The following is a 24,474-nucleotide window of genomic DNA, read 5'->3' on the forward strand; positions in this document are numbered from 1 at the left end:
GCATTACTCCTTCCAGTGCAGGATCTTGGTGTAATCCAATTGTTTTTCTTCGATTAAGGCAGTGAGAGCCGCCTCTTCCTCTAAGGCGTGTTTCCAAGCATAACCACAGCCGGCGGAAAGGGCATCGGGCAGGGGAATGAGCTTCCCGTCGAGACCCGCCGCCTCTACGGCCTCTTCCATGGCCATGGCGTCGGTTACATTTTCAAAGGTGACGATAAGCGTCTCACTCATGGACGGACTCCTTTCTGATTTCATCCAGGGCGCGAAGGGCCGCGTCGACTTCTTCTTCCGTGGTGAAGTAGGAAAAAGAAAATCGTACCGCTCCCGTATCTCGGGTACCCATGGCCTCGTGAATCAAGGGGGCGCAATGAGCGCCGGTGCGAACGACGATGCCGTAGCGGGACTCCAACTTCTCCCCGACCACGGAGGACGGCATGCCCTGAATGTTCAAGCTGACGACGGCGGTCTTCTTCTTCGGATCTTTGGAGCCGTAGACGGTGACATTGTCCATGGCGGAAAGTCCTTCCAAAAAGCGGATCAGCAAGGCCTCTTCGTGGGCATGGATCGTTTCAATTCTCACGCCCTTTAAAAAGGTCAGCGCGCCGTGGAGCCCGGCAATGCCGTGGCCGTTTTGCGTTCCCGCTTCTAAACGGGTGGGCATGGCATCGGGATGATGCTTGTTGTAGGAGTCGATTCCGCTTCCACCCACCTTAAAGGGCTTGACGTCCACGCCTTCTCTGACGTAAATGCCGCCGGTCCCTTGGGGCCCTAATAGGGATTTGTGTCCCGTAAAGGCCAGGATATCGATGTGGCATTTCTCCACGTCGATGGGAACGACCCCCGCCGTTTGGCTGGCATCGACGATGAAGAGGAGGCCGTGGGCGCGGCAAAATTCGCCGAGTCGCTCGATGTCCAGGACATTGCCCGTGACATTGGAGGCGTGATTGGCGACGACCGCCTTCGTGTTGGGCTTGAGGAGCCCTTCGAGGCCGGACAGATCCACTTCTTCCTCGCCTGCGACGGGCAAGAAGTCCAGCTCGCAACCGATGCGGTACAGGGGCCTTAAGACGGAATTGTGTTCCGTCACCGTGGTAATCACGTGATCGCCCTTTTCAATGGTGCCGTTGATGGCCGCATTCAGCGCCTCTGTAGCATTGAGAGCAAAAGCGACATGCTTGGCTCCCTCACCGTGAAAAAGATCCGAAAGCATTACGCGGGTCCTGTACTCCACGCGGGCCGCCTCGAGGGCGCTTTGTCCCGTGCCTCGGCCGGCGTTACCCAGGGAATTGAGCGCGCTTAAAATGCCCTCTTCCACTTCCTTCGGCTTCTTCATGGACGTGGCCGCATTATCTAAATAAATCATAGATGCCTCCTTTCGAATCTATGTCTAATATAGCAAATTTCACGTAAGTATTGTATGAAAAATCAACTTATTTAAAGATCCTATAGATGATCCTATCGTATCATCTTTCTCTATCACGTGATAGCCAAAAAGAATTGATGACTTCTCGCCCTGCTATGACCATCTATGGCGCTTAATCGTTTGTCACTCTGCCGGGCGAAAATTTTTGCAAAAAAAAAAGACGTCCTTGCGGAGAACGTCTTTTTTTATCCCATTTTATTCCGGTTGTGCAGCACCGGTAGGGCATACGGATGCGCAGGAACCGCAGTCGATGCATGCATTTTCGTCGATGGAATAGATGTCGCCTTCGGAAATGCAGTCAACGGGACACTCGGGTTTGCATGCGCCACAAGCGATGCAGTCGCTGGTAATTTTATGTGCCATAATGATACCTCCATGAATTATTCAGGTATGTGCAGCGTGCGTATACCTAAACTCAATAAGTTTGCTTTCTGGAATCATTATATCATTACCGCCATGTATTTCAAGGTCTAATTGAAAATAATACAATCTTTTCCGACGATTTTTCACATATCATAGTAAATCACTTTGAATTTTGCAGTCGGGCTCCAATAAAAAAGGATGCCGAAGCATCCTCTTTATCATTTACTATTAGTGGCTATGATCGTGTTCGTGATCACAGCTTGCCGTTCCGCAGTGAGAGCAGCCGCAACAGCCGCCTTCATCATGGGACTTGCGCATGGATCTGATGGCGCCGAAGACGGCTAAGCCTACGACGGCCAGTACAATAATGGTTCCCATAGTATCTCCTTAATTTAATTGTTCGCGACCGATGGGTACGTCCTTGACTCTGGGTTTTCTTACGATGGCCCAAATCATGACTGCCAGAAGGACAAAGGCCACGCCGGTCCATACAGTGAAGGAACCGCCGGCGATCAGTTGTCCGATTTGGAAGACGATGAGGGCGATGGCATAAGCGAAGCCCGTTTGAAAAGCCAGGGCGAACATGGTCCAGAATTTCGATTGCATTTCCTCGCGAATGGCGCCGGTGGCGGCGAAGCAAGGAACGTTTAATTGGTTAAAGAGCATAAATGCCAATGCGCCGAGGAAGGTAAATTGGGTGGCGACGAAGGCGTTTAAGCTGGCACCTTCGGCGACACCGTTGATGATGCCGTAGGTGGAGACGACAGCTTCTTTGGCCACGAGGCCGGTGATGCTGGCCACGGTGGCTTGCCATGTGCCGAAGCCCAAGGGAATAAAGATGGGGGCAATGATTTTGCCCAGTGCAGCGAGAATGCTGTCTTGGTTTTCCGCAAATTCCACGAATTCGCCGTGGACGGAGATGTTTTGCAAGAACCAGATGACGATGCTGGCTACGAGAATGATGGTCCCGGCCTTTTTCACGAAGGCTTTGCAGCGGCTCCATACGCTCTTAAAGACATTTTCTGCCGAGGGAATGTGGTATTCCGGAAGTTCCATAACGAAGGGTGCCGGATCGCCTTGGAAGATCGAAGTCTTCTTGAGCATTAAGCCCGCAATAATAACGGCGATGATGCCGGAGAAGTAGGCGATGGGCAAGAAGTACCAGAAGCCGAAAGAGGCGACGAAGAGGCCGATGAGGTTCACTTTCGCCCCGCAAGGCATGAAGCTTGTGACGACGACGGTCATGCGGCGGTCGTTTTCGTTTTCGATGGTACGCGTGGCCATGATCCCGGGAACGGAGCAGCCGGTACCGATAAGGATCGGGATGAAGCTCTTGCCGGAGAGGCCGAATTTTCTAAAGATTCTGTCTAAGATAAAGGCGATACGGGACATGTAGCCCACATCTTCCATAATGGCGAGGAAGAAGTACAGGGTGGCGATCAAAGGCAAAAAGCCCAAGACGGCGCTGACCCCGGCGACGATCCCGTCCATAACGAGGGATTCAAGCCACGGTGCCGTATTCAAAGAGGAGACGACGTTGCTGATGGCATCGGCGACGTAGGTGCCGAGCAAGGTATCGTTGACCCAGTCGGTGACGGGGCCGCCGACCAGCTTCGCACTGATGAAGTAGATGCCGGTCATAATGATGACGAAGATGGGCAGTGCCAGGACGCGGTTGGTGACCACGGCATCGATTTTATCGCTGGTGCTCATGCCCCGTTTGCCTTGCTTATAATTGCCTTCGACAATGCCGGCAATGGCATTGTAGCGCATTTCCGTCATAATGCCTTCGCCGTCATCCTCGTAGTACTCTTCCAGTTCCGTAATGACGTCGGCAATCTTCTTTTCTTCATCGGCGCTCAGATTCAGCCCGAGCTTTTGATCGCCTTCGATGAGTTTCAAGGCGTAGAAGCGCTTGGCGGTCAATCCTCCCACGGTGGGGGCGATATCGTAAATGGTTTTCGCCGCATCTTCCAGGTGTTCGTCGTAGTAGACGTGATTATTCGCTTCGGAATCGTGGGCTTTTTTCGCCATTTCCATGAGCCCGTCGAGATTTTCCTTCTTTAAAGCGGAAATTTCAACCACCGGTGCGCCCAGTGCCTCTTCCAAGCCGGAGCGGTCGATGACATCGCCCTTGTTGCGAACCACGTCCATACGGTTCACGGCGACGACGACGGGAATGCCTAAATCCAAGAGTTGGGTGGTTAGGTAGAGGTTACGCTCTAAGTTCACCCCGTCGATGATGTTGATGATTACTTCCGGTTTTTCGTTTAATAAATACTTCCGACTTACCACTTCTTCCAGCGTGTAAGGGCTTAAACTATAAATCCCGGGAAGGTCGGTAATGGTGACACTGGTGTCCTTTTTATACTTCCCTTCTTTTTTTTCTACGGTAACACCGGGCCAGTTCCCGACAAATTGGTGGGAGCCGGTCAGGGCATTAAATAAGGTGGTCTTCCCGCTGTTCGGGTTGCCCGCTAATGCAATTCTCACGCCTCTTCCTCCTTCGGTCCTTGTGTTTCTTCCACTTCCACAAGCTCCGCATCGGCCTTTCTGAGGCTCAATTCATAACCGCGCACGGTTAATTGAATGGGGTCCCCCAAGGGAGCAAATTTTCTTACGAACAACACGGTATTCTTCGTAATGCCCATGTCCATAATGCGGCGCTTCAATGGGCCTTGCCCATTGATCTTTTTCACCGCGTAATACTTGTCTACCGACGCTTGATTCAAGTTCATGCTACACCTCACACTGTGATACGAATACATTCAGCCAAATCTTTGCCCAAGCCGACGCGTACGCCTTTGATGATGACGATCAGCGACCCCTGGACCTCCGATACAACACGACAATTGGCGCCTTCCACAAAACCCAGGTTTTGCAAGTGGGTAATTTGGCTCTTGTCCAATTTTTGATCCCGCACCCTTAGCACCTTCAGATCCACGTTTTTCGGCGCAACGATTAAATTCATATGCATCTCCTTATAATAACGGTTATCAGTCAAGAGCCAAAAGAAAAAGACACTTGCCTTTCAATGAAAACACATCTCACCGCAAAATTATAACATCCAATACATTTCTTTTCAAGGAAACAAGAAAGGTTCTCATTCTAATTTATAATCAAAACAATCGTCAAAGCCCCTTTTCGCCGCAGAATCTTTTCTCAAATAAACCCGGGTTAATTTTTGTCGGCTTGTTCGTGGATTTGTCGAGATTTTCTTAGCTCACGTAAACCCGGGTTAATTGTTCTCGACTTTTTTTATGGCGCTGTTAAAAATTTCTTTTCTCAAATAAAAAAACACGCGGTTGACCCGCGCGCTTTTACGAGAATGTGAAGTACAGAAAGACAATGAGCCCCAAAACGATTCGGTAGGTACCGAAGATTCTGAAGTCCCGCTTTCTGATGTAGTCCATGAATTTTTGAATGACCACCACGGCCACGACGAAGCTCACCACGGCGCCCAATAGAATTAAAAACCATTGGTAGGCGCTGAAGGCCAGGCCGTTTTTCACGATTTTTAATAAGGTGGCGCCGAACATGGTGGGAATGGCGAGGAAGAATGAAAATTCCGCCGCCGCCCCGCGGCTCGCGCCGAGAAGCAAGGCCCCTAAGATGGTGGCGGCGCTTCGGCTGGTGCCGGGCACCATGGCCAGGCATTGAAAGAGGCCGATGGCAAAGGCCATGGCGTAGGGTATGTTTTCTACCCTGCTCACTTTCGCCTTTAAATGCTTGCCTTCGTTTCGATTTTCGATGACGAGAATTAAAATCCCGTAGATGATTAGTGTGGCGGCCACCACTTGAGGCTTAAAGAGGTGCTCGTCGATAAAGTCGTCGAACAGAAAGCCCAAAACCGCCGAGGGAATGACGCCGACGACGACTTTCAGCCACAGCATGAAGGTGTCTTTTTCCGCGACGACTTTTCCCTCTTCCTTCTTAAAGGGCCAGAGTTTTTTAAAGTACAGAACCACGACGGCCAATATGGCGCCCAGCTGGATGCAGACGTCGAAGGCGTTTTGAAAGCTTTGTGGGTCGAGGCCGATAAATTCGTGGGCCAAGATCAAGTGGCCCGTACTGGAGATGGGAAGAAATTCCGTGACCCCTTCCACGATCCCCAAGAGTAACACTTTTATAATATCCATTGTTCCTCCCTAGGCTTGCAGGTTGACAAACTTCGTGTATTCGCCCTTGAACAGGAGTTCCACCGTGCCCGTGGGGCCGTTTCGGTGCTTGGCGATAATCAGCTCGCCCAAGCCCTGCTTCTCCGTGTCGGGATTGTAGTATTCGTCCCGATAGAGAAACATGACGATGTCCGCGTCCTGCTCGATGGCCCCGGACTCCCGAAGGTCCGAAAGGATGGGCCGGTGATCGGCCCGCATTTCCGGCGCACGGGACAGTTGCGACAGGGCGATGACCGGCACGTCCAGCTCCTTGGCGATGCCCTTTAATTGACGGGAGATGGCGGAAATTTCCTGTTGCCTGGACTCGGCGCGGCCGCCCACTTCCATGAGCTGCAGGTAGTCGATGACGACGAGATCCAGCCCTTTTTCCGCCTTTAAGCGGCGACACTTGGCCTTCACTTCCAGGGGGGTAATCCCCGCCGTGTCGTCGATGTAGATGGCCATTTCGTTCATATAGGTCATGGTCTCGATGACCTTGGACCATTCCTCCGTGGTCAGGTCCCCGGAAATAATTTTCATGAGATCCACGTGACTTAAAGACGACAGGATCCGTTGAGACAATTGGTTGCGGCTCATTTCCAAAGAGAACATGGCCACCTTGGCATTTGCCTTTAAGGCGGAGTTGGTGGCGATATTCACCATAAGGGCGGTCTTGCCCATGGAGGGACGGGCAGCGAGAAGGACCAAATCCGCCTTCTGCATGCCCGATGTCTTTCTATCCAGATCGATAAAGCCCGTGGTAAGGCCCGTAAGGCCTCCCTTGTTTTCCGAGCGCTGTTGCATGACATCGAAGGTGTCCACCATGACATCGCGCATCATCATCAGCCCGTTTCGTTGATTGTCCTGGGTAATGTCGAAAATGGATTTCTCCGCTTTTTCGATAATGGATGAGACATCGTCTTCGTCGCTGTAGCTGTCCTCCACGATTTCGCCGCCCGCGCGAATTAAAGCCCGCAGGGTGGACTTTTCCTTAATAATATTGGCATAGGCTTCCGTATTGCTCACGGCGCCGGCGCCGGAGGTGAGCCTGCCTAAATAAGTATAGCCGCCGACGGCCTCAAGCTGTCCGCTCTTTTTCAGAAAATCGGACAGGGTGATCATGTCGGCGGGCTCATTTTTGTTGTAGAGGCGCATAATGCCTTCGAAGATGGCCTTGTGGCTGTCGTAGTAAAAGTCCTCGGCGTGAATAATCTCCACCGCCGTGGTAATGGCACTCTTGTCCAACAGCATGGCGCCTAAAACCGACGCCTCCGCCTGTTCGTCGTAGGGCGGCGTCCGCCCCTCTGCCCTCTCGACCATTATTCCGCGTCGATAACCAGATCCACGTCGGCGGAAATGTCGCCGTACAATTTGACGACGACTTGATGCTTGCCCGTGGTCTTAATGTTTTCCGTGAGGACGATTTTTTTCTTGTCGATCTTGACGCCGAAAATGGCGTTCATGCGATCGGCAATGTCTTTTGCCGTAATGGCGCCGAATAATTTACCGTTGGCTCCGCCCTTGGCCTTTAAGTCCACCACCTTGGATTCCAACAGCTTCTTTTGCTCTTGGGCTTCTTCGATGCGGGCCGCTTCGTCGGCGGCTTCCTTTGCCTTCATTTCTTTCCAGTTTTTCATATTTTCAGGCGTCGCTTCCACGGCGGCCTTGTTCGGGAAGAGGAAATTTCTGGCGTAACCGCTCTTGGCGTCCACTAAGTCGCCTTCTTTTCCTAATTTATCTACGTTTTTTAATAAGATGACTTTCATGCTTCCTTTTCTCCTTTTTCTTTTTCTAAATAATCGGAAATGGCGTCGATTAATTGCTGTTCCACTTCGTCGATATCGCCGTTTTTCACTTGGGCGCCTGCCATATTTAAGTGGCCGCCGCCGCCTAATTGTTCCAAAATCAGCTGTACGCTGATGTCGCCGAAGCTGCGGCCGGAAATATGGATCACGTCTTTCTTCTTGTTCAGAACGAAGGAGGCCTTCACGCCGTGAATGCCCAGGAGCTCGTCGGCGGCTTGGGCGCTGACGAGAACGGAATTGGGCATATCCTCATCCAGCTTCGAAATGGCGATGTTGTCGAAAATAATCCGGGCATTGTGTACCACCTCCGCCCGAGAGACGATGGTGTCGTAATCGTCCTCGAAGAAATACCGTACCTGGCTCATGTCCGCGCCGGCACGCTTTAAAACCGACGCCGCCTCAAAGGTGCGCACCCCGGCTTTAAATGTAAAGTTCTTCGTATCCACGACGATACCGCTCATGAGGGCGTTGGCTTCGAAATTGGTGAGCTCCGTGTCGTCGTACATATAGGTGAGCATTTCCGTAATCAGCTCACAGGTGGAGGAGGCGTAGGGCTCGATATAGGTCAGCAAGGGGTTGCTGACGAATTCCCCGCCTCGGCGGTGATGGTCGATGACCACCACATTGGAGGTGCGCTCCAGAAGAGGCGGATGCTCCGTAAAGGACGGCTTGTGATTGTCCACGAGAATCACAAGGTCCTTTTGGCGAATCAATTCCTCGGCGCGCTCGCCGGTAATCATTCGCTTAAACAGCTCGGGTTCCTCCCGCTTCATTACCTTCACCAGGACCTCGATGGACGGATTCACATCGCCTAAGACGATATAGCCTTCTTTTTCTTGATTTAATACGGCCCGCATGACGCCGACGGCGGCGCCGATGGCGTCCATGTCCGCGTTTTGATGGCCCATAACAAAGATGCGCGGCGATTTGTCGATGAGCTGTCTGAGGGCGATCCCCAGCACACGGGCCTTGACCTTGTTTCGCTTTTCCACGGCCTTGGATTTGCCGCCGAAATAGGTGTAGGTATCGTCGCTTCTGAGGGCCACCTGGTCGCCGCCGCGGCCCAGGGCCACGTCTAAGCAGGTGTCCGCTTCTTTATAGGCCTCCGTAAAGGACAGGCCCGGGCGACTGACGCCGGCGGATATGGTGACGCTCACCGTGGTGCCCGCGTCGATTTCCCTGATCTCGTCTAAAATGTCGAACTTTTGCTCTAAAATCGTGTCCATGTCCGATTTGCGCATGACCACCAGATACATGTCCTCTTGGAATTTGCGAACCAAGGCTCCCTTGGAGCGGAAGTATTCGTTAATGCGATGGTCGATTTCCGCAATGAGCAGGGGCTTTTTCGACGTGGGCGCTGCATCCACCACCTCGTCGAAGTTATCCACTTCCACGACCATAACCACGCCGGCATTGTCTTCATAGAGCTTTTCCATGTGCTTGTACTGGCTGTGGTCCACGAAATAAAAGAGGGTAAGCACATCCTCCTTGCCGCCCCGCTGAAGCTCCACACGGGTATTAAAGGCCCGGTAAGGCATCTCCTTGATTTCCACGGCGGCGCCGTTTTCCACGGCCTTTAGGCCTTTGTCTTCGCCGGCCAAATCTTCCACATAGGCAGACAACGACTTGCCCTGTAAAATATCTGTGTCGAAAATATCGCCAAAGAGGGAATTGTGCCACACGATGGTCCCTTTTTCATCGGTGACCACCATGGGAAAGGGCATGGAAAAAATAGTCCGCTCCGTAATCTTTTCGAAATCCTTGTGCAGATTCGTAAAGTGATCCTTAAAGCGGCCGTTGTATTTTTTTATATTTCTATAGGCATAGGACGCCGCGAACGCCAAAAATACCGCGCCCATGGTGCCCAATACGGGATTGTAGAAAAACAAGGCGATCGCCAACAAGGCGATCACCGCCAGGTAGAAGTAAAAATCCTTCAGTGAAAATGACTCATTCATAATCTACACTCCCCCTATGCTGCGCACGTCGATGAATTGATCCAAAAGCTCCAGCGCCGCCAGGCCCATTTGCCCCACGGGTACCATTAAGATAAAAAGCATAAGCACGCCTCGCAAAAAGGGCGAAGCGACGAAACGGAGCAGGTAGAAGTTCACGACGCTCATACCTTGAATCGCCAACAAGCTGACGAAGACCACCAGCCCGTTTAGCAGATAGGGCTCGATGCCCAGGGCGAAAAAGTAATTCATCGCCGCCGTCGCCCCTAAAAGGCCCAGGGTAACAAAGACCAAGGACCGGGGCAAGTGCATGAGGAAAAAGGGCTCGGGACAGATGACCTTTTCGCCGCTGATGCGCATGTTGCGCCCGCTGATGCGGTAAGACAAATACACGATGCCCAGGCCGGAAAGCAGAGAGAAGGCGGGCAGCAAAGTGACTCCCCGACTCACGGCGGTCTTGAGTGTCAGAGCGATGCGGGATTTTTCCGCATCGGTAATTGCAGCCCTTTGAACGATGTCCCCCTGAACCTCGTTGATGCTTTTAATAAAGGCACCAGATTCGATGGCCTGAAGGGTTCCCGTTTGGTAAAGGATAAAGCCCAGGCTCACGAGAAAGAGCACGGTCCCCACCGCCATGGTGGTCTCTACGCTCCTATCCGTGCGCATGCAGTAGTCTAAAATTAAAATCAAGGGCCCCATAACGGTTAACAGAGACAGGCCCAGGACAGGGTCTGTGAGAAAACCGATTAAGGCACAGGCGCCGACAAAGACGGCGGAAATGGGAAGCACGCCTTGAATGCGCATTTCCGACAAAAACAGAGCCGGTATAAAGGCAAATAATACAGGCACAAAGAGCCCGCCCATCACCAGCAAAACAGAATATAAAAGCAGCTTGAGTGCACGCAAGCCGTAAATTTTCCGATACAATCTATCACCTCATATCATGTCATTTTACCATATTTCCGCAGACCACGCCATTCGCCGAAATCGTGCGCTTTCGAGTATAAGAAAATAGGCTTCAAGGCCCTCGGCACTTGAAACCTATTTTAAACAATTGGAGGTCTATGATATTTATTTATTGTGATCCATGTTGTAGAGAACTTGCGCTACTTGTGCGCGGGTAAAGCCGGATTTCGGTCTAAAGGCTCCGTCGTCCATACCCTTGACGATTCCCAGCTTCGTCATGTGTTGCACTGCCTCTTTTGCCCATGGAGCAATGGTTCCTTCATCAGTAAAGTTCTTGCTTTCTTTTTCGGAAAGCTTTTTATTCGTTACTTGTAAGAACTTGTCCATGACAACGGCCATTTCCTCACGGGTGATGGGGCGCTTGGGATCAAATTTACCATTGCCGATTCCTTGAACAATGCCATTTTTACTTGCCCAGTTGACGTAAGCGGCGTAGTAGCCCCCGTCAACGTCTTTAAACACATTGTTCGTAAACTTGCTTTGGTCGATTCCCGCCATACGTCCTAAGACGGTAACGAAATCTGCACGGGTAATGGATTGCTCGGGTGCAAAGCGATTGCCGCCCACACCTTTAAAGTACCCTTTGCTAACTACATAGTTAATCGACTCTTTTGCCCAGTGGTTTGCAGTATCGCTAAAGTTTGCTTCGGGAGCTTTCGGTAATTCCGCATGTTTTTGGCTCTTTTCAGGTTCCCTTTGTTTTCCTTCAGGTTTCGACGGAACCGGGGAGAAATGCCAACTGCCTCCGGAATGGCCCGGTTTCACTTCAGGTTTTGGTGTATCCGGTTTTTCTTCCGGCTTCGGCGTTTTCTTTTGTACCAAAGCCCCTTTTGCCTGTTGTAACTTCGTGAGGGCCAATTCCACATCCTCTTTGGTTGCGGTGCTCTTTTCAGAAACAGCCTTCGCATCTTTCAGTGCCGCTACAAATTCGCTCTTACCCTTTTCTTCATAGCGACTTAGATCCAGAGCATCACATTCGGCGATTAATTGATTCAGCGCCTTCTTGTCCACTTGAGGCGCAGGTTGTGCCGGCGTTTTTCCGCCGCCATCGACGACAAAGTCTGCCGATGCCTTGTCCTTCATTCCCTTTGCCCCAACGGTCACTGTCAATCTAAAGGTCTTATTCACATCATTCATATCCACGGGAATATCAAATGCCGCAGGCTTCGTTTGGGTAACACCGCCGACAGTGACTTCTGTCGTCTTCGACGGCACGAGGGTTTCACCTTTATAGGCCATGTCGGTAACGTAGATCCCTTCGCCTGCATCTTGCAGTTCCACTCTGAAGACAGCCTTATTACCTTTGACGATCAATCGGGCGGGATGTTTAAAGACTATCCCCATCATGGCGTCTGCGTCACTATTCGTCTTCTTCCAAGAAAATTCTACATTGTATATGGCCTCTTGATCGGCAGGCACTTCCACTTTTTCCCAACGAGCGGTTAACGTTTTGTTGCTGTTAACAGGTTTTGTGAAATCAAATTTTTCATTGCCATCGTACCAGCCCTTGAAAACATAGGTCACATCGTCTACCTTAACTTTTGAAGCATTTTCTTCAAAGCCTGCGGGGGCGGAAATCACCATGCCTTTATCGACAGTAACGGCAGCTGGCGTCGTTCCCTTGTCGCTCACAAAGGTCACCGTTACTTTTTCCTTAGGTGCTTGTTTAACCACAAGGCCCTCTTTTGCCGCTTTTAAATCATTGAAGGCGGCATCTACATTTTCCTTCGTTGCCTCACCGTCGTTCGCTACGGTTTTCGCTTCGTTTAATTTCTTCTCAAATTCCGTCTTACTGTCATCGGTGTACTTGCTGAGATCCATCGCGTCACATTCGCGAATAAGCGCAAGAAGCTTCGTCTTATCCACTTTTGCCGGTGCTTCGCCTTCTTTTACCATGCCCTTCATGGCGGCATCTAAAGCCTTGGTCAGATCCTGCGCCTTATAGCCGGCTTTAATACCTTTTTCTTTTGCTTCCTTAATCCACTTGTTTGCATCTTTAATTTTGACGTCTAAATTATCTTTGCTCTCTTGAGTGAATTTGCCATTCATCATGGCGGACGCTTGTTTGACTTTTGCCTCTAACGCCGACGTATCGTAACGTAGATTGTCGTCGATGGATTTAATGGCGTCGTAAGCCGCTTTAATTTCATCGTAGGTTTTTGCACCTTTTAATGCTTTTTCACCTTGGGTAATAACATTTTCGTATTTTTTCAAGGACTCTGCCGTGTATTTACCTGTTTCGCCTTTGAATTCGTTGAGATTGGCCTTTAATTGTGTTAAGTGCACGCGGTAAATTTCATCGGCAAATTTGACGGCGCTGCCCGCTTTATCCAAGTCGCTGTAAACGGCTTTGACCTCTTGAATCGTCGCGTCGCCATTTTTGATGACCGCCTTTGCCTTTTCGAGGTTTGTCTTTAGGCCGTTAATTAAATCTTGATTGACGCCTTGTGCGGCATTCGCCAGCATCTCATAAACTTTGACGGCATCGATTAATTGCCCTTTGTCTACCTTGTACGTGTTTTCGTTAAAGCCGTCGGTCGCCGATTGCCAGTCGATGGCGATGCGCGCTGCCGGAGAGTGTTCTTGAGGTCCGAGGGATGTCTTGTAAGATACCTTAACGGGAACAAATTGTTGATTTTCCGTCACTTCGATTTTGACACGAGTCGGTGACTCATACTTGTTGGAGCCCACTGTTACATCACGTTTTGCTAAGACTTGGGCTTTTTTCATTTCACCATTTACAGCATAGGAAAGATCCGTAATGGCGCCGGTGACTTTATTGTCCTCACCTACAGTCATGTCGACCCACTGCATTTCCAAATACCACTTGCCATTTTCTTTGGTGAGCTTCCCTTGATTCCAAAGGGCACTGTTAGCCATAGACGGCTCATCTTTCTTCTCTTTATACAGCTGAATGTTGACCGTCTTCGTCGCTTCAATCTTCGCATTCGGATCCACTCTGTCGGGGGATGCTTGGAACTCTCCCACGGCAGCTTGTAAGGCCTTTAAGGCGGCATCGACTTTTTCTTGACTGTCCGCCTTCAAGCCTTTTTCAGCCTTTTGAATGGCAATGGCAAGCTTTTCATTAACTTCTTCTTCTTTCTTCGTTGCATCTAAAAGCTTTTTCGCCTTGTCGATTTCAGCTTGTAAGGCTTCGGTTTTGAAGACATCTTTCGACGCTTCATAAGTTTTTACAGCGGCATTTAATTTTACAACCGCTTCATTGATTTTATCTTGTTCCGTAAAGTCCATTGCCTTTTTGGCAACGGCGATGGCGGCACGCAGCTTATCCTTCGCCTCATTCGACTTATTCTTTTTCAGCGCCTTTTCAGCCTTTTGAATGGCTTCTTCCAAGGCGGTCTTGGTAACATCGCCGGCTTCTTTCAGTTTTAGTGCCTTGATTCCGGCGTCCACACGGTAGACCCAGCTGTCGTAAACCGATGTATCCAAATTGGTGCCGTTTTGCGTCGTGTCACTCGGATCTTTTTTATAGGTCGATTTCGGTGCCTTAATATCGGCAAGGTACGCTTTCGCTCCTTTGGAGTTGGAGCTGCCCTTATAGTCAATTTTTGGACCGCCCGGATACGGTTGATAACTGATGTCCGGTTCTTTGTAGCCGTCGATTGTTTCTTTAAGCGCCTTGACGCCGGCATCCTGATATTTGCCCGATTGAATCTTTTCTTCTCCATCTTTTACCAGCTTTTCCAACGGTTCCGGATCTAAGCGCAAGCCGTCATAGAGAGAAGTAAGGGTTTGGGAATACGTGCGAATATCCTCGCAGGTAATGGTCGCCGTGGTTTTTTCTTTAATCCCTTTCCATTTGCTTTCCGCTTCAGTCACTGTCGATGGGATGAAATGGGTGTCCGCCTTATACTTCGCAAGGTTTTGCGATTCGCCGTCCACTGCATTGATAAAGCTGACCCAAGGTAAAATCGAAAGGGAGAGATCATCTAATTCCTTTATGCACGCTTTGATCTTTTCGGGATCTTTTGTATCCACTACTTCGGCGCGGCCGAGTGCCTCTTTTATGGCGTCGTTAATTTTTACTTTCTTCGTAATGACTTTTTCTTCGCTTCCACTGTGATCTACGTGGTCGAAGACGTCGATTTCTTCGGGAAGAATTTTAGAAACCATGCCGTGATTGGTTTTTAAATCACTGATGCGGTTCTGCAACGCCAGTTGCCATTCTTTCAATTCTTCTTTCGTCGTCTTCACTTTTCCGCCTTTTACGTGAAGGTAAATGGTGTCGCCTGTTTTTTGCGTTTGCTTGTCGCTATGACCAATGACCACATCCGTATTGACGACAATTTTTTCTTTAGAATCGATGTCATATTTTAAGACAAATGCCATGGGAACATCCGCTTTTTCTGCAGCTACTCCTGCCACATCCGGTTTTTCGGATACTAAACCATACTCTACTTTCTTCGTAATATCCGCCGGTATATACGTTCCCTTCGGAGCGTAATTAATATTTTCAAGATAGGATTTTACTTTTTTCCCTTCCATTTTAGGCTTCGCGAAGAAGGTAAGTGTCTTTTTCACCGGATCATACTTGGCTTTTTCCGATACTAAGCTTTCCATATGAGTCTTTCCGGCGCCATTTTGGTTTTGATACTCGATGGTAACATCATAAGGCTCGGTGGACGGCTTATCCTCCTCGCCACCGATTAATTGTTTCTTGGTCATATCTAGGTCGAATTTGACAGTCTTTTCCTCGATGCCCATACGTTGACCATTGTAATATTTCACTGTAACATACATTCCTAAACTCTTGTCAGGGTCTACAAACTCAATGGTCTTGGCAATTTTGTATCCGCTATCTTCTCCGAGAGTTTCAATTACCTGACCTGTCTTGTTTGAGTAATCTGATGTATTTACAGTCGCTTCATTGACAAAATTATCCCCATCTTTCTTAAAGGAGAAAATATATTTCTTTTCCGAGGGAATATACTTAACGGGACCCGCTAAACACTTCTGTATCGCAGAATCTTTACAATCTACGGGGATGGAGTACATCACTTTCCCTTGTTTGCCCGGCTCATCCTCTTTAATTTCAGGCGGTTGCACGCCGGATTTCGCTTTCAGCGCGTTGATTGCCTTCTCCAATGCCCTTATATGATCCGATGTTTCATCTAAGCTCGGCGAATAGGTTGCATTATCTTCAACCCACTTCCTCGCTTGAATCTTTACTAAGTTAAACTTGGCAAAGGATTCTTCTTCATAGTATTTTTCTTCATACTTGTCCGCCTTGTTTAAAAGCTTTTGCAAGGCTTCCGTATTGTATTTTAGGATATTATTTTGGCTTGCAGTTTGCACCTCGCTGATCTTGGACACCAGTTCCGGCACATCCATATCGCCTGCTTTTTGTTCCGTTTGTTCAAGATAGTTTCTAAAAACTTCCAAGCTTTCCTTGGTATACTTTTTATCATTGTAAATGGTGCCCGAATCTAAATCGTCCATGGCTTCATGAATACGCTCATTTAAAATTTCAAGCAACGTAAATGTATTTTCGATTTCGTAAATCGGCTGAGCAATATTTAAAGCTTCCGTCATGGACGGCGTCTTGGAATTGCGCAATTGGTTAAGTTTTTCAATGCTTTCTTTTACCGTTTTGATTCGTGCCTGATCCTTCGGTACATCGGCATCTAAGTATTTACCGATTAAAATTTCGCCCCGTTTAATCCAATATTTAATTCTCGCCTTCGTCTTTTTCTCGTAACGGCTGTAATTATCCGCCGATTTATTCATGGTATTGTAGTCAATTTTAATACCGAAAGGTCCCGTCCGCTTTGTAGCACCTTGATTATCTACATAACTCATGCTTTCGACGACGAGTTGCGAGCCGTCTAATTCAGCAGGAATGGGAATGGCGACTAAGTTTGTCTTCGTCGGATCTTGCGGGTCGCTGGAGCCGAGGGAAACGCGAATTTCTTTTCCCGCGACGCTCTTCATTACCATACTGTTGATTTTAGATACTTTGTTTTTATTGGCAACAAAAAGCACTTCCAACTCATTGCCCCATTTGGTCACTTCCATTTCCTGGAAGAGGCCCTTTACATCCGCTTTTTCCGTACCTAAATCTTTGTAAATCTTCGTTTGCCCGTCGCTGTCTACATATTGAACGTCGACAAGCTTGTATTTGCCTTTATAGTCGCCGTCTTCTTTCAGCTTCGTGTCGCTATTTAAGGCATAGATTTGTAGAATCGTATCCAGTTCGCCCAGTAAACGTTGTGCTTTCGCTTCGTCTAGACTATTTATGTTTCCTTTGGCCCGCGCCACTAAATTATAAATTTCGTACCAAGGTGTTTCGATGATTTGGTCCGGCGTTAAAATATAGGAATCCTTGCCGTAAAGCTTTCCCTTGCCTTCTACATCTTCGTAGTCGCCAAGATCGATGCCCGGCGTATAAGTAGAATTGTGTTTCGGTGCTAAGTAATCGGTGCCTAACAAATGTTTTTGAATGGCGGGGTTCGTTAATATGGCATCCGCCTTTGATACAATCGCCTTCTTTGTTTCTTCTTTCGCCGGCGTAAAAGCGAAAATCGGTTGAGCTGAACCCATGACCGTTAACAAAGCCATGGCTAAGCTTATTTTTTGTCTTCCTTTCATTTTATCCTCCTACTGCTTGTAACGATGCGTTCGGCATCAAACAAGCTTAGATTTTTACATGATATCATTTATCATTTATAGAATATTCGATGGCTTTTCCCCAGTCAAGCTTTTTCTTTAAAAAAATTGCGTAATCTAGGTTCTTTTTAATTCCATGCTTCCCGTAAAAACAGCTGATTTTCAACTTTTAATCCTGAAATAACTCCGGTTAACAATTGGAGAATATTTTCTCTTTATCAAATGAAGATCCTTGCCGACTGCAATTTTTCAATAAAAAAACTCCCGCCGAAGCGGGAGCCGTGTGTATTTAATTTCTTCAATTAGTCGGCGCTGTAGGGCAAAAGAGCCACTTGTCTTGCGCGCTTAATAGCCGTGGTAATCTTCCGTTGGTGCTTGGCGCAGGCGCCGGTCACGCGACGGGGAAGGATTTTCCCGCGGTCGGAAATAAAACGCTTTAAGGTTTGCGTATCTTTATAATCGATTTGTTTTTCCTTGTCTGCGCAGTAAATGCAGACTTTTTTTCTGGCACGATATCTTCTTTGCATGTTCTCACCCCTTAACCTTGGTTAAAATGGGATATCATTGTTGTCGATCGGGTAATAGCCTTCGTCGTCGGATTTCGGTCCGAAGCCCGAGGCGGAAGGATTGTTCGACTGATTGCCGCTGTTCGATTGATAAGCCATGTTCGTCGGCGGCGCCATATTGCCGGCACCGGCTCCACTTCCCGATTCCTTTGCACTTTCTATAAAGTGAACGCGGTTAACCACGACATCGGTGGTGTAAACCCGTCCGCCGTTTTTTTCGTAACTGCCCGTGGAAATTCTTCCTTCCACGGCGATGCGATTGCCCTTATGGAAATAGTTGCCTAATAATTCGGCGGTCTTTCCAAAGGCTTTAATGCCGATGAAATCGGCGGTGGGCTGGCCGGATGCTTCCGCTTCCTGACGTTTTTCGCGACTCATGCCGCGGTCCACGGCGACGGTGGCAAAGGTATTTGCCATGCCGTTTTGGCTGTAGCGAAGTTCCGGATCTCTCGTCAGTCTCCCGTAAAGTACAACTAAATTCACGATATCACCAATCCGTTTCTTATTCGTCTACGCGGACGACCATTTCTCTCATGACCGTATCGGAAATACTTGCAATACGGCTGAATTCCTTAATGATGCCGGGTTCTGCGTCGAATTCGACGAGAACGTAGTAGGCTTCCTTGTAATCTTCGATTTCATAGGCGAGCTTGCGCATGCCCCATTCATCTTCCGATTTAATCACGCCGGCACCGGCAATGATACCCTTTAATCTTTCGTATTGCTTTTCACGCTTTTCAGATTCGGCATCGGGATAGAACATAAGGATTACTTCATAACTGTTCATGTCTGTCACCTCCTTGTGGACTGACGGCTCGACGATTCGAGCAAGGATAACTATCTGATTCATTATATTCGCGGAGGATGAGTCTGTCAAGGATTTTATCCGATTGACTTCGGTTTTTATCGCCTCTTTTTCTTTCTTCCCAGGGGCGCGGTGTCCGCCGTAAGAGGTAGGATTTTAACAATCTTTCGCCTTGACTTTCCTTTCCTCGGGCCCCCATAATAGACGTAGTGTTTCATTTTAATTAGTCATTATTTCCGCATTCGCCTGAAGCACCACGTTCGAAAGGAGTCGTCATGATTAAAGGTATCCTTTTAATTTTCTTATGCACTTTTTTATGGGCCTTAAACGGCAATGTCGGTGCTTACATATTTCAATACAAGGGCTTTACCCCCGAGGTCCTCGTCGCTATTCGTCTTACCGCCGTGGGACTGATGCTCTTGATCAACGACCTGTACCACAGCGGGCGCTATGCCTTCCGCGTCATACGGAAGCGGGAAAATATTCCGAACTTCCTTTTGTATTCTCTCGGCGGCATTTTGTGTATGCAATTCGGCTACTTCTCTTCCATATCCTATTCCAATGCGCCGACGGCGACGCTGTTTCAATACACGGGGATGTTTTTCGTCATCTTTACCGTGGCGATCATGACCAAGACGTGGCCCAAGCCCATCGTCTACCCCACGCTGTTCTTATGTACCTTCGGGCTCTTTCTTATGGTCACCGGCGGCGACCCGAGCAGCTTAAACGTCAACTCCAAGGCCATCATATGGGGTTTGATTTCCGCCGTGGGCTTTACGAATTTCAACCTGGCGCCGACAGGGCTCTCCAAGACCTATCGCTCCATGGAAATTATGGGGCCGTCCATGCTTTTGGGCGGGCTCTTCCTTACCTTGGTGACGCGGCCGGATTTCACCGCCCCCACCTGGGACACCGTGTCCATACTCTGCGTGCTCTTCTGCATTTTCGGCGGCACCATGATTCCCTTCTGGGCCTTCCTCGAAGGGGCGCGCTACACCGGCGCCACGAAATCCAGCATTTTCTCTCTGTCGGAGGCGGTGTTTTCCACCATCGTCGCCGTGGTCCTTTACAAGCTGGACTTTAAGGTGACGGACTTCGCGGGCATGCTCTTGATTTTAAGCTCCGTCCTTCTTCTGAGCCTGCCGGAAAAAAAGAAACCGAAAAAACAAAAGCCTCTTCGGGAGCGCGTCCGCGAAGAGGATTAAGGAAGACCTCGGTCTTCCTTATTTTTTTGCGTCATTTTCCGGCCGGCCGTAGCATTTTCTGTACTCCCTGGGAGACATGCCCGTAAACTGCTTAAAAGCCCGGGCAAAATTCGACGGATTGTCGTAGCCTACGGATTCGGCAATATGGGTCATGGTGGCCTCGCTCTCGATTAAAAGCCGCTCCGCCTCCATCATTCGCAAATTGGCCAAATATTTCATGGGGGTGTACTGGCAACGGCGAATGAAGCGATTGATGATCGTAGATTTGGAGCAGTTAAACTCCCGCGCAATGGATTCCAAGGTGATGGGCCTGCTTAAATTCTCTTTTAAGTACTGCTCCATGGGCTCCACGGATTCGTCGGCGGCCTCTTGGAAATAGCGCATGCGATTGGCGCTGACCCGCTCCTTGGAGATCAACTCCATGAGCTGAAAGGTCGACAGCCCGATGCGCCCCCGGTCCGCTTCCTTCAAGGCGTCGATTAAACGGCGCGCCGTATCCAAGGCGTCTTTTCGCTTCACGGTAAAGCCCATATTGTTCACGTCTTTCACTGCTTCCACGAAGCTTAGAGACAGGTCCTTTAAAAAGCTGCGCCCTTCGATTTCATTGGGCGCCACCATAATATTAAAGGCGACGATGCCCTCTTGAGTACCGTAGGAGGCCTTGGCTTCGGGAATGGCTTTGCCCACAAAGACTTCCGCCGAGGTGATTAACACCTTGCTTCCGTTAATATAGGTGTAGTAGTTTCCGCTGAGGCAATAGGCGATGCGGAAGCCCCGTCTGCCGCTGTGAACGGCATTTTCCGCTCGGTAGCGGCTTTTTATGTTAATGTAGGCGACGAAGACGCCCGGGGCGATGCGATAGGTAACCATGGTGTCCTCGTCCCTTTCAACGCCTTCAAAATACATGGTGTCCTCGTCGTAATCCACGACGCGAAAGCCCCAAGACTCAATGCCATCCACCCAATCCTCTAAATTCGTCATGGCTCTCTCCTAATAAACATAAGCGTCGGAGCGCTCAAAGCTTTCGATCATGGTGCGGTAGGTGGGACTTTCGTCCAATAGCGCTTCGTGACGACCGCAGGCTTCGATTTTTCCGTCTTTCATCACGATGATCTGATCTACGCCCTCGATGGATTTCATGCGGTGAGAAATAATCATCACCGTTTTGTTTTTTATGAGTCGGTTTAAGGATTCTTGAATATACTTTTCGTTTTCCACGTCCAAGGACGCGGCGATTTCATCTAAAAGAATGATCTCCGCATCCTTTAAAAAGGCGCGGGCAATGGAAATTCGCTGCCGCTCGCCCCCGGAAAGGCGGGAGCCGTTTTCGCCGATAATTGTGTCGTAGCCCTCGGGCAATTGCTTCACGAAATCATCGCAGCCCGCCCGCTTCGCCGCTTCGTAGACTTCTTCTTCAGTGGCGTCGTATTTGCCGATGCGAATATTGTCGAAGACAGAGCCGTTGAAGAGGAGTACGTCCTGAAAGACCATGGACACGTGCTTAAACAGATCCTCCGTTTGAATGGATGAAAGCTCTTTGCCGTCGATGGCCATGTGGCCGGAGTCGTAATCGTAGAGGCGGCTTACCAAACGGAGCAAAGTGGATTTGCCGCAGCCGGAAGGGCCCACCAGTGCCGTGACCCTGTTTTGCTTTGCGTCGAAAGAAATGCCGTCGATGACTTTCTTTTTCTTGTCATAGGAAAAGCAGACATCTTCCCCGGTAATGTCGAAGCGGGCGAGCTCCGCCGGGCCGCCGGTCTGTGCCGGTGCATCCACTAAGCTTTTAATTTTATCGACGCTGTTTGAAATATAGGCGATTTCCCCATGGGCCAAAATGAAGGCGGAGGTGCCGTCGATGAGGCGGGCCGCCGCAAAGACATAGCCTGCAAAGTAGAGCACGTTGATGGTGCCACTTTGCAAAAGGCGGGTGCCCACCACCATGGCAAAGCCCAGGGACAAAAAGCAGATTGCGCCGGCAAAGATCACGGGCAGGGCCTGGCCCAGCTCCGAGCGAATGTGCACGGCTTCGTTTCGCCGCACCATGGCCGTGACTTCCTTTTTCTTTTTCTCACTTAAATGATAGGACTGAATCTCCTCGTGAAGGTCGATAAGCTCTTGAAAGGCTTTCGAGGACTTGCGCTGACGAAGATAATACTTTTTCGTCGCCCGTTTTTGTATTTTTTGCGACAGATGGGAGAGAAAAATGCTAAGCACAATGGGTCCTAATACGGCGAGCCCCAAAAGGGGTTGGCCGATGAGAAGCATGATGCCGATCACCGCCACCGTAGCCAAAAAAGCGTAGTAGGTGGGCACCGAATGGGACAGGGCGTGCTCGATGGTCTCCACGTCCTTCATCATGGTTTGGGACACGTCGGTTAAATCCCTTTTGTTAAAGGATGACAGGGGTAATTGCCTGATTCCCTCGGCGATCTCCATGCGCAAGTTCGCCGATTCTTTGTAGGTTTCGTTAAAAGTGGTGTGGTACTCCTTATTGATGACCAGAAACATGACCACGCCGATTAGCGCAAAGCCGAGAGCGCCGTAGACCGTGTTGAAACCGCCGAAGCCCAAGAGGCCGTTGGTGGCATACATTAAGAGAAACATGGGGAGCATGTAGGTGATATTTTTTAAAAAGCCGTAAACCGTCGCTCGCCACAGGCCGTCGGCTCCCCGTTCCGTGAGGGCGTAGGTTTTTTGCAAATACTTTTTCATCCGTCGATCCTCCATTCATTGGCCTCGTGATACAAGTTGACGAAGCGGGCGTAGCGGCCGTCCTCGTTCATAAGGGCGTCGTGATTTCCTCTCTCCACGACCTTTCCCCCTTCGATAAAGAGAATCTCGTCTACGCCGCGAATGCTGCTCATGCGATGGGCAATCATGATGGTGGTGCGCCCCTTCATTAGGTTCGAAAAGGCCTTTTGAATCTCGTATTCGTTTTCGGGATCCGCCGCCGCAGAAGCTTCATCCAAAATAAGGATTTTCGGATCTTTTAAAAACAAGCGGGCGATGGCGACCCGTTGGCACTCGCCGCCGGAAAGCTTCACGCCCTCGGCGCCGATGACGGTGTCGTAGCCCGTAGAAAATTTCTCTTTAAACTCTTCGCAGCGAGCCAAAGCCAGGGCGCGATGCACTTCCTCTTGGTTTGCCTCGGGGGCGGCAAGCTGTACATTGTCGTAAATAGACAGACCTTCAAAAAGTTTCGCCTCCTGAAATACCATGCCCACCGTTTCCATAACCGCCTCTTTGTCGTAAGCGGTCATGGGCTTCTCGCCGATCATGATTGCGCCCTTATCCACCGGGTAGAGCCCGGAGACGAGCTTTGCGATGGTGGACTTGCCACCGCCCGAGGGGCCGACGAAGGCGTAAATTTTTCCCGCATCTAAGTGGAGGGAAAAGTCGGAAAGAATTTTTTCGTCCTCGTCGTAAGAAAAGTCCACGTGGCTAAAGGTAATGGAGCTATCGCCGAGGTCTCTTTCCTTTCCGAAGACCATTTTCTTTTCTTCCATCTCGCGGAATAGATCCTCTAAAGTATCCACGGCGCGATTGGCCTGCACGTGAAACATGGACACGTACATAATTTTCATAATGTTCGCAAAAAACATGCCCATAAACAGGGCGAAGAACAAGGTCTTTGCCGCCCACATGCCGCCGTCATCCCCTGCGCCCACGCGATAAACGGCGTAGAAAACAGGCGCCACGATAAATAAATTCAACAGCCACTGAAAGGTGACATAGGGAATGCGGCAGGACATGGAATAGTTGTAAACCATGTCGGCGTAATCGTTGATGGCACCGTAAAGACGCTTAAAGCTCACGATAGGCGCGGCAAATAGCTTCACCACCTGCATGCCCCGCACGTATTCCACGGCTTCGGCATTTAACAGATCCAGCTGCTCCATGTAGGCGCTCATAAATTCTTTTTCTCCCATCATTTTGAAGCAGAGGAAGCCTGACAAGAGGACGATAAGGCCGAAAAAGCCAGCCAACCGCAAGTCCACCAGGCCGATGATGACAAACATGAAAATCGGCGTGAGGATGGCCACGGTCTGATCGGGAATCAAATGGGCCACGGCCATGTGGGTCTGCTCCACATTGTCGTCGATGATTTTTCGCACGCGACCCGATTGGTTTTTATCGTAAAAGGTGTTGGACGCCGCCAGCAAACGGTCGATGCCCTTTTCTCTCAATCGAGTCTCCAAACGAAAGGCAGCCAAGTGACTCATCCATGTGCCGAGGAAATAGAGAATTCCGTAGGCGATAAATGCCGCCACCACGCGAAGGGCATAGGCGCTGCCCGCACTGAAATCCTGTTGAATGAAAATGGCCTTTAGGGCGAGCCACAGACAGTAGTAACCGAAAAGATGGGAGCACACGGCTAGAACGGAAAAGGTCGCCGACAAAAAGCCGTTGCCGCGCTTCTCCGGTATGTAAGCAAACAGTTTTCGATAGGTGTTCAAATAGATCTCCTCTCTTTAATGATAGTGTTTATCTTTTATCTTTTAAGCATAGTGTAACGACTTTTCCTTCCCTTGTCTATTCCCAAAGACGAAACTATTCATTTTGTTTGGTGGTATCCGCCTCGGCAGGTGCCGATGTTTTTCG

At 49.6% G+C, this 24,474-nt stretch carries 20 protein-coding genes; 1 reads left to right on the plus strand and 19 read right to left on the minus strand.

Annotation, left to right across the window (positions count from 1 at the left end; all coding sequences use genetic code 11):
- Positions 1-3: 3 nt before the first annotated feature.
- From BQ7397_RS07910 to rpsF, 16 genes are all read right to left on the minus strand, one after another.
- Positions 4-231, minus strand: coding sequence for a putative Se/S carrier protein (locus tag BQ7397_RS07910; protein WP_077075544.1), 228 nt, complete (start codon positions 229-231; stop codon positions 4-6).
- Positions 224-1,363 (minus strand): aminotransferase class V-fold PLP-dependent enzyme, encoded by a 1,140-nt coding sequence (locus BQ7397_RS07915; RefSeq protein ID WP_077075545.1) that lies wholly within the window; start codon positions 1,361-1,363, stop codon positions 224-226. The genes BQ7397_RS07910 and BQ7397_RS07915 overlap by 8 nt, the downstream gene beginning before the upstream one ends.
- 255 nt (positions 1,364-1,618) lie before the next feature.
- The gene (locus tag BQ7397_RS07920) at positions 1,619-1,786 is read right to left on the minus strand and encodes a DUF362 domain-containing protein (RefSeq protein WP_077075546.1); all 168 of its coding nucleotides are present in this window, start codon (positions 1,784-1,786) and stop codon (positions 1,619-1,621) included.
- A gap of 228 nt (positions 1,787-2,014) precedes the next feature.
- Positions 2,015-2,164, minus strand: a complete 150-nt coding sequence (locus BQ7397_RS07925; protein ID WP_083703474.1) for a FeoB-associated Cys-rich membrane protein — start codon at positions 2,162-2,164, stop codon at positions 2,015-2,017.
- Positions 2,165-2,173: 9 nt separating this feature from the next.
- Positions 2,174-4,279 (minus strand): ferrous iron transport protein B, encoded by a 2,106-nt coding sequence (gene feoB / locus BQ7397_RS07930; protein WP_077075547.1) that lies wholly within the window; start codon positions 4,277-4,279, stop codon positions 2,174-2,176.
- Positions 4,276-4,524, minus strand: coding sequence for a FeoA family protein (locus BQ7397_RS07935; RefSeq protein WP_077075548.1), 249 nt, complete (start codon positions 4,522-4,524; stop codon positions 4,276-4,278). The genes feoB and BQ7397_RS07935 overlap by 4 nt, the downstream gene beginning before the upstream one ends.
- 8 nt (positions 4,525-4,532) lie before the next feature.
- On the minus strand, positions 4,533-4,757 hold the full coding sequence (locus tag BQ7397_RS07940) for a FeoA family protein (RefSeq protein WP_077075549.1): 225 nt from the start codon (positions 4,755-4,757) through the stop codon (positions 4,533-4,535).
- Between the two features lie 349 nt (positions 4,758-5,106).
- Positions 5,107-5,925 (minus strand): undecaprenyl-diphosphate phosphatase, encoded by an 819-nt coding sequence (locus tag BQ7397_RS07945; protein WP_077075550.1) that lies wholly within the window; start codon positions 5,923-5,925, stop codon positions 5,107-5,109.
- A 9-nt stretch (positions 5,926-5,934) separates the two neighbouring features.
- Positions 5,935-7,263, minus strand: coding sequence for a replicative DNA helicase (gene dnaB / locus BQ7397_RS07950; protein WP_077075551.1), 1,329 nt, complete (start codon positions 7,261-7,263; stop codon positions 5,935-5,937).
- Positions 7,263-7,709 (minus strand): 50S ribosomal protein L9, encoded by a 447-nt coding sequence (gene rplI, locus BQ7397_RS07955; protein ID WP_077075552.1) that lies wholly within the window; start codon positions 7,707-7,709, stop codon positions 7,263-7,265. Before rplI ends, dnaB begins: the two co-directional genes overlap by 1 nt.
- Complete coding sequence (locus tag BQ7397_RS07960; RefSeq protein ID WP_077075553.1) at positions 7,706-9,706, minus strand: DHH family phosphoesterase; 2,001 nt, start codon at positions 9,704-9,706, stop codon at positions 7,706-7,708. The genes rplI and BQ7397_RS07960 overlap by 4 nt, the downstream gene beginning before the upstream one ends.
- Positions 9,707-9,709: 3 nt before the next feature.
- Positions 9,710-10,630, minus strand: coding sequence for a DUF2232 domain-containing protein (locus BQ7397_RS07965; RefSeq protein ID WP_077075554.1), 921 nt, complete (start codon positions 10,628-10,630; stop codon positions 9,710-9,712).
- A 144-nt stretch (positions 10,631-10,774) separates the two neighbouring features.
- Positions 10,775-17,278 carry an S-layer homology domain-containing protein gene (locus BQ7397_RS07970; protein ID WP_077075555.1) on the minus strand — a complete coding sequence of 2,168 codons (6,504 nt, stop codon included), beginning with the start codon at positions 17,276-17,278 and terminating at the stop codon, positions 10,775-10,777.
- Between the two features lie 320 nt (positions 17,279-17,598).
- Positions 17,599-17,823 carry a 30S ribosomal protein S18 gene (rpsR, locus tag BQ7397_RS07975; RefSeq protein WP_068457057.1) on the minus strand — a complete coding sequence of 75 codons (225 nt, stop codon included), beginning with the start codon at positions 17,821-17,823 and terminating at the stop codon, positions 17,599-17,601.
- Positions 17,824-17,844: 21 nt separating this feature from the next.
- Positions 17,845-18,345, minus strand: coding sequence for a single-stranded DNA-binding protein (locus BQ7397_RS07980; RefSeq protein WP_077075556.1), 501 nt, complete (start codon positions 18,343-18,345; stop codon positions 17,845-17,847).
- Between the two features lie 19 nt (positions 18,346-18,364).
- A complete protein-coding gene (gene rpsF, locus BQ7397_RS07985; protein WP_077075557.1) occupies positions 18,365-18,649 on the minus strand; it encodes a 30S ribosomal protein S6 in 285 nt (94 codons plus the stop codon).
- A gap of 293 nt (positions 18,650-18,942) precedes the next feature.
- On the opposite strand from rpsF, the gene BQ7397_RS07990 reads away from it, so the two are divergent.
- Positions 18,943-19,872 (plus strand): DMT family transporter, encoded by a 930-nt coding sequence (locus BQ7397_RS07990; protein WP_077075558.1) that lies wholly within the window; start codon positions 18,943-18,945, stop codon positions 19,870-19,872.
- 18 nt (positions 19,873-19,890) lie between these two features.
- Here the strand turns inward: BQ7397_RS07990 and BQ7397_RS07995 are convergent, their stop codons facing one another.
- Genes BQ7397_RS07995 through BQ7397_RS08005 form a run of 3 tightly spaced genes read right to left on the minus strand, consistent with a single transcriptional unit; the run spans position 19,891 to position 24,329 of the window.
- Positions 19,891-20,853, minus strand: coding sequence for a helix-turn-helix domain-containing protein (locus tag BQ7397_RS07995; protein WP_077075559.1), 963 nt, complete (start codon positions 20,851-20,853; stop codon positions 19,891-19,893).
- 9 nt (positions 20,854-20,862) lie between these two features.
- Entirely contained in the window at positions 20,863-22,584 is a 1,722-nt protein-coding gene (locus tag BQ7397_RS08000; protein WP_077075560.1) for an ABC transporter ATP-binding protein, read from the minus strand.
- A complete protein-coding gene (locus BQ7397_RS08005) occupies positions 22,581-24,329 on the minus strand; it encodes an ABC transporter ATP-binding protein (RefSeq protein WP_077075561.1) in 1,749 nt (582 codons plus the stop codon). The genes BQ7397_RS08000 and BQ7397_RS08005 overlap by 4 nt, the downstream gene beginning before the upstream one ends.
- Between the last annotated feature and the right edge of the window lie 145 nt (positions 24,330-24,474).

It is taken from the genome of Aedoeadaptatus urinae (assembly GCF_900155585.1).
GTDB classification, from domain to species: domain Bacteria; phylum Bacillota; class Clostridia; order Tissierellales; family Peptoniphilaceae; genus Aedoeadaptatus; species Aedoeadaptatus urinae.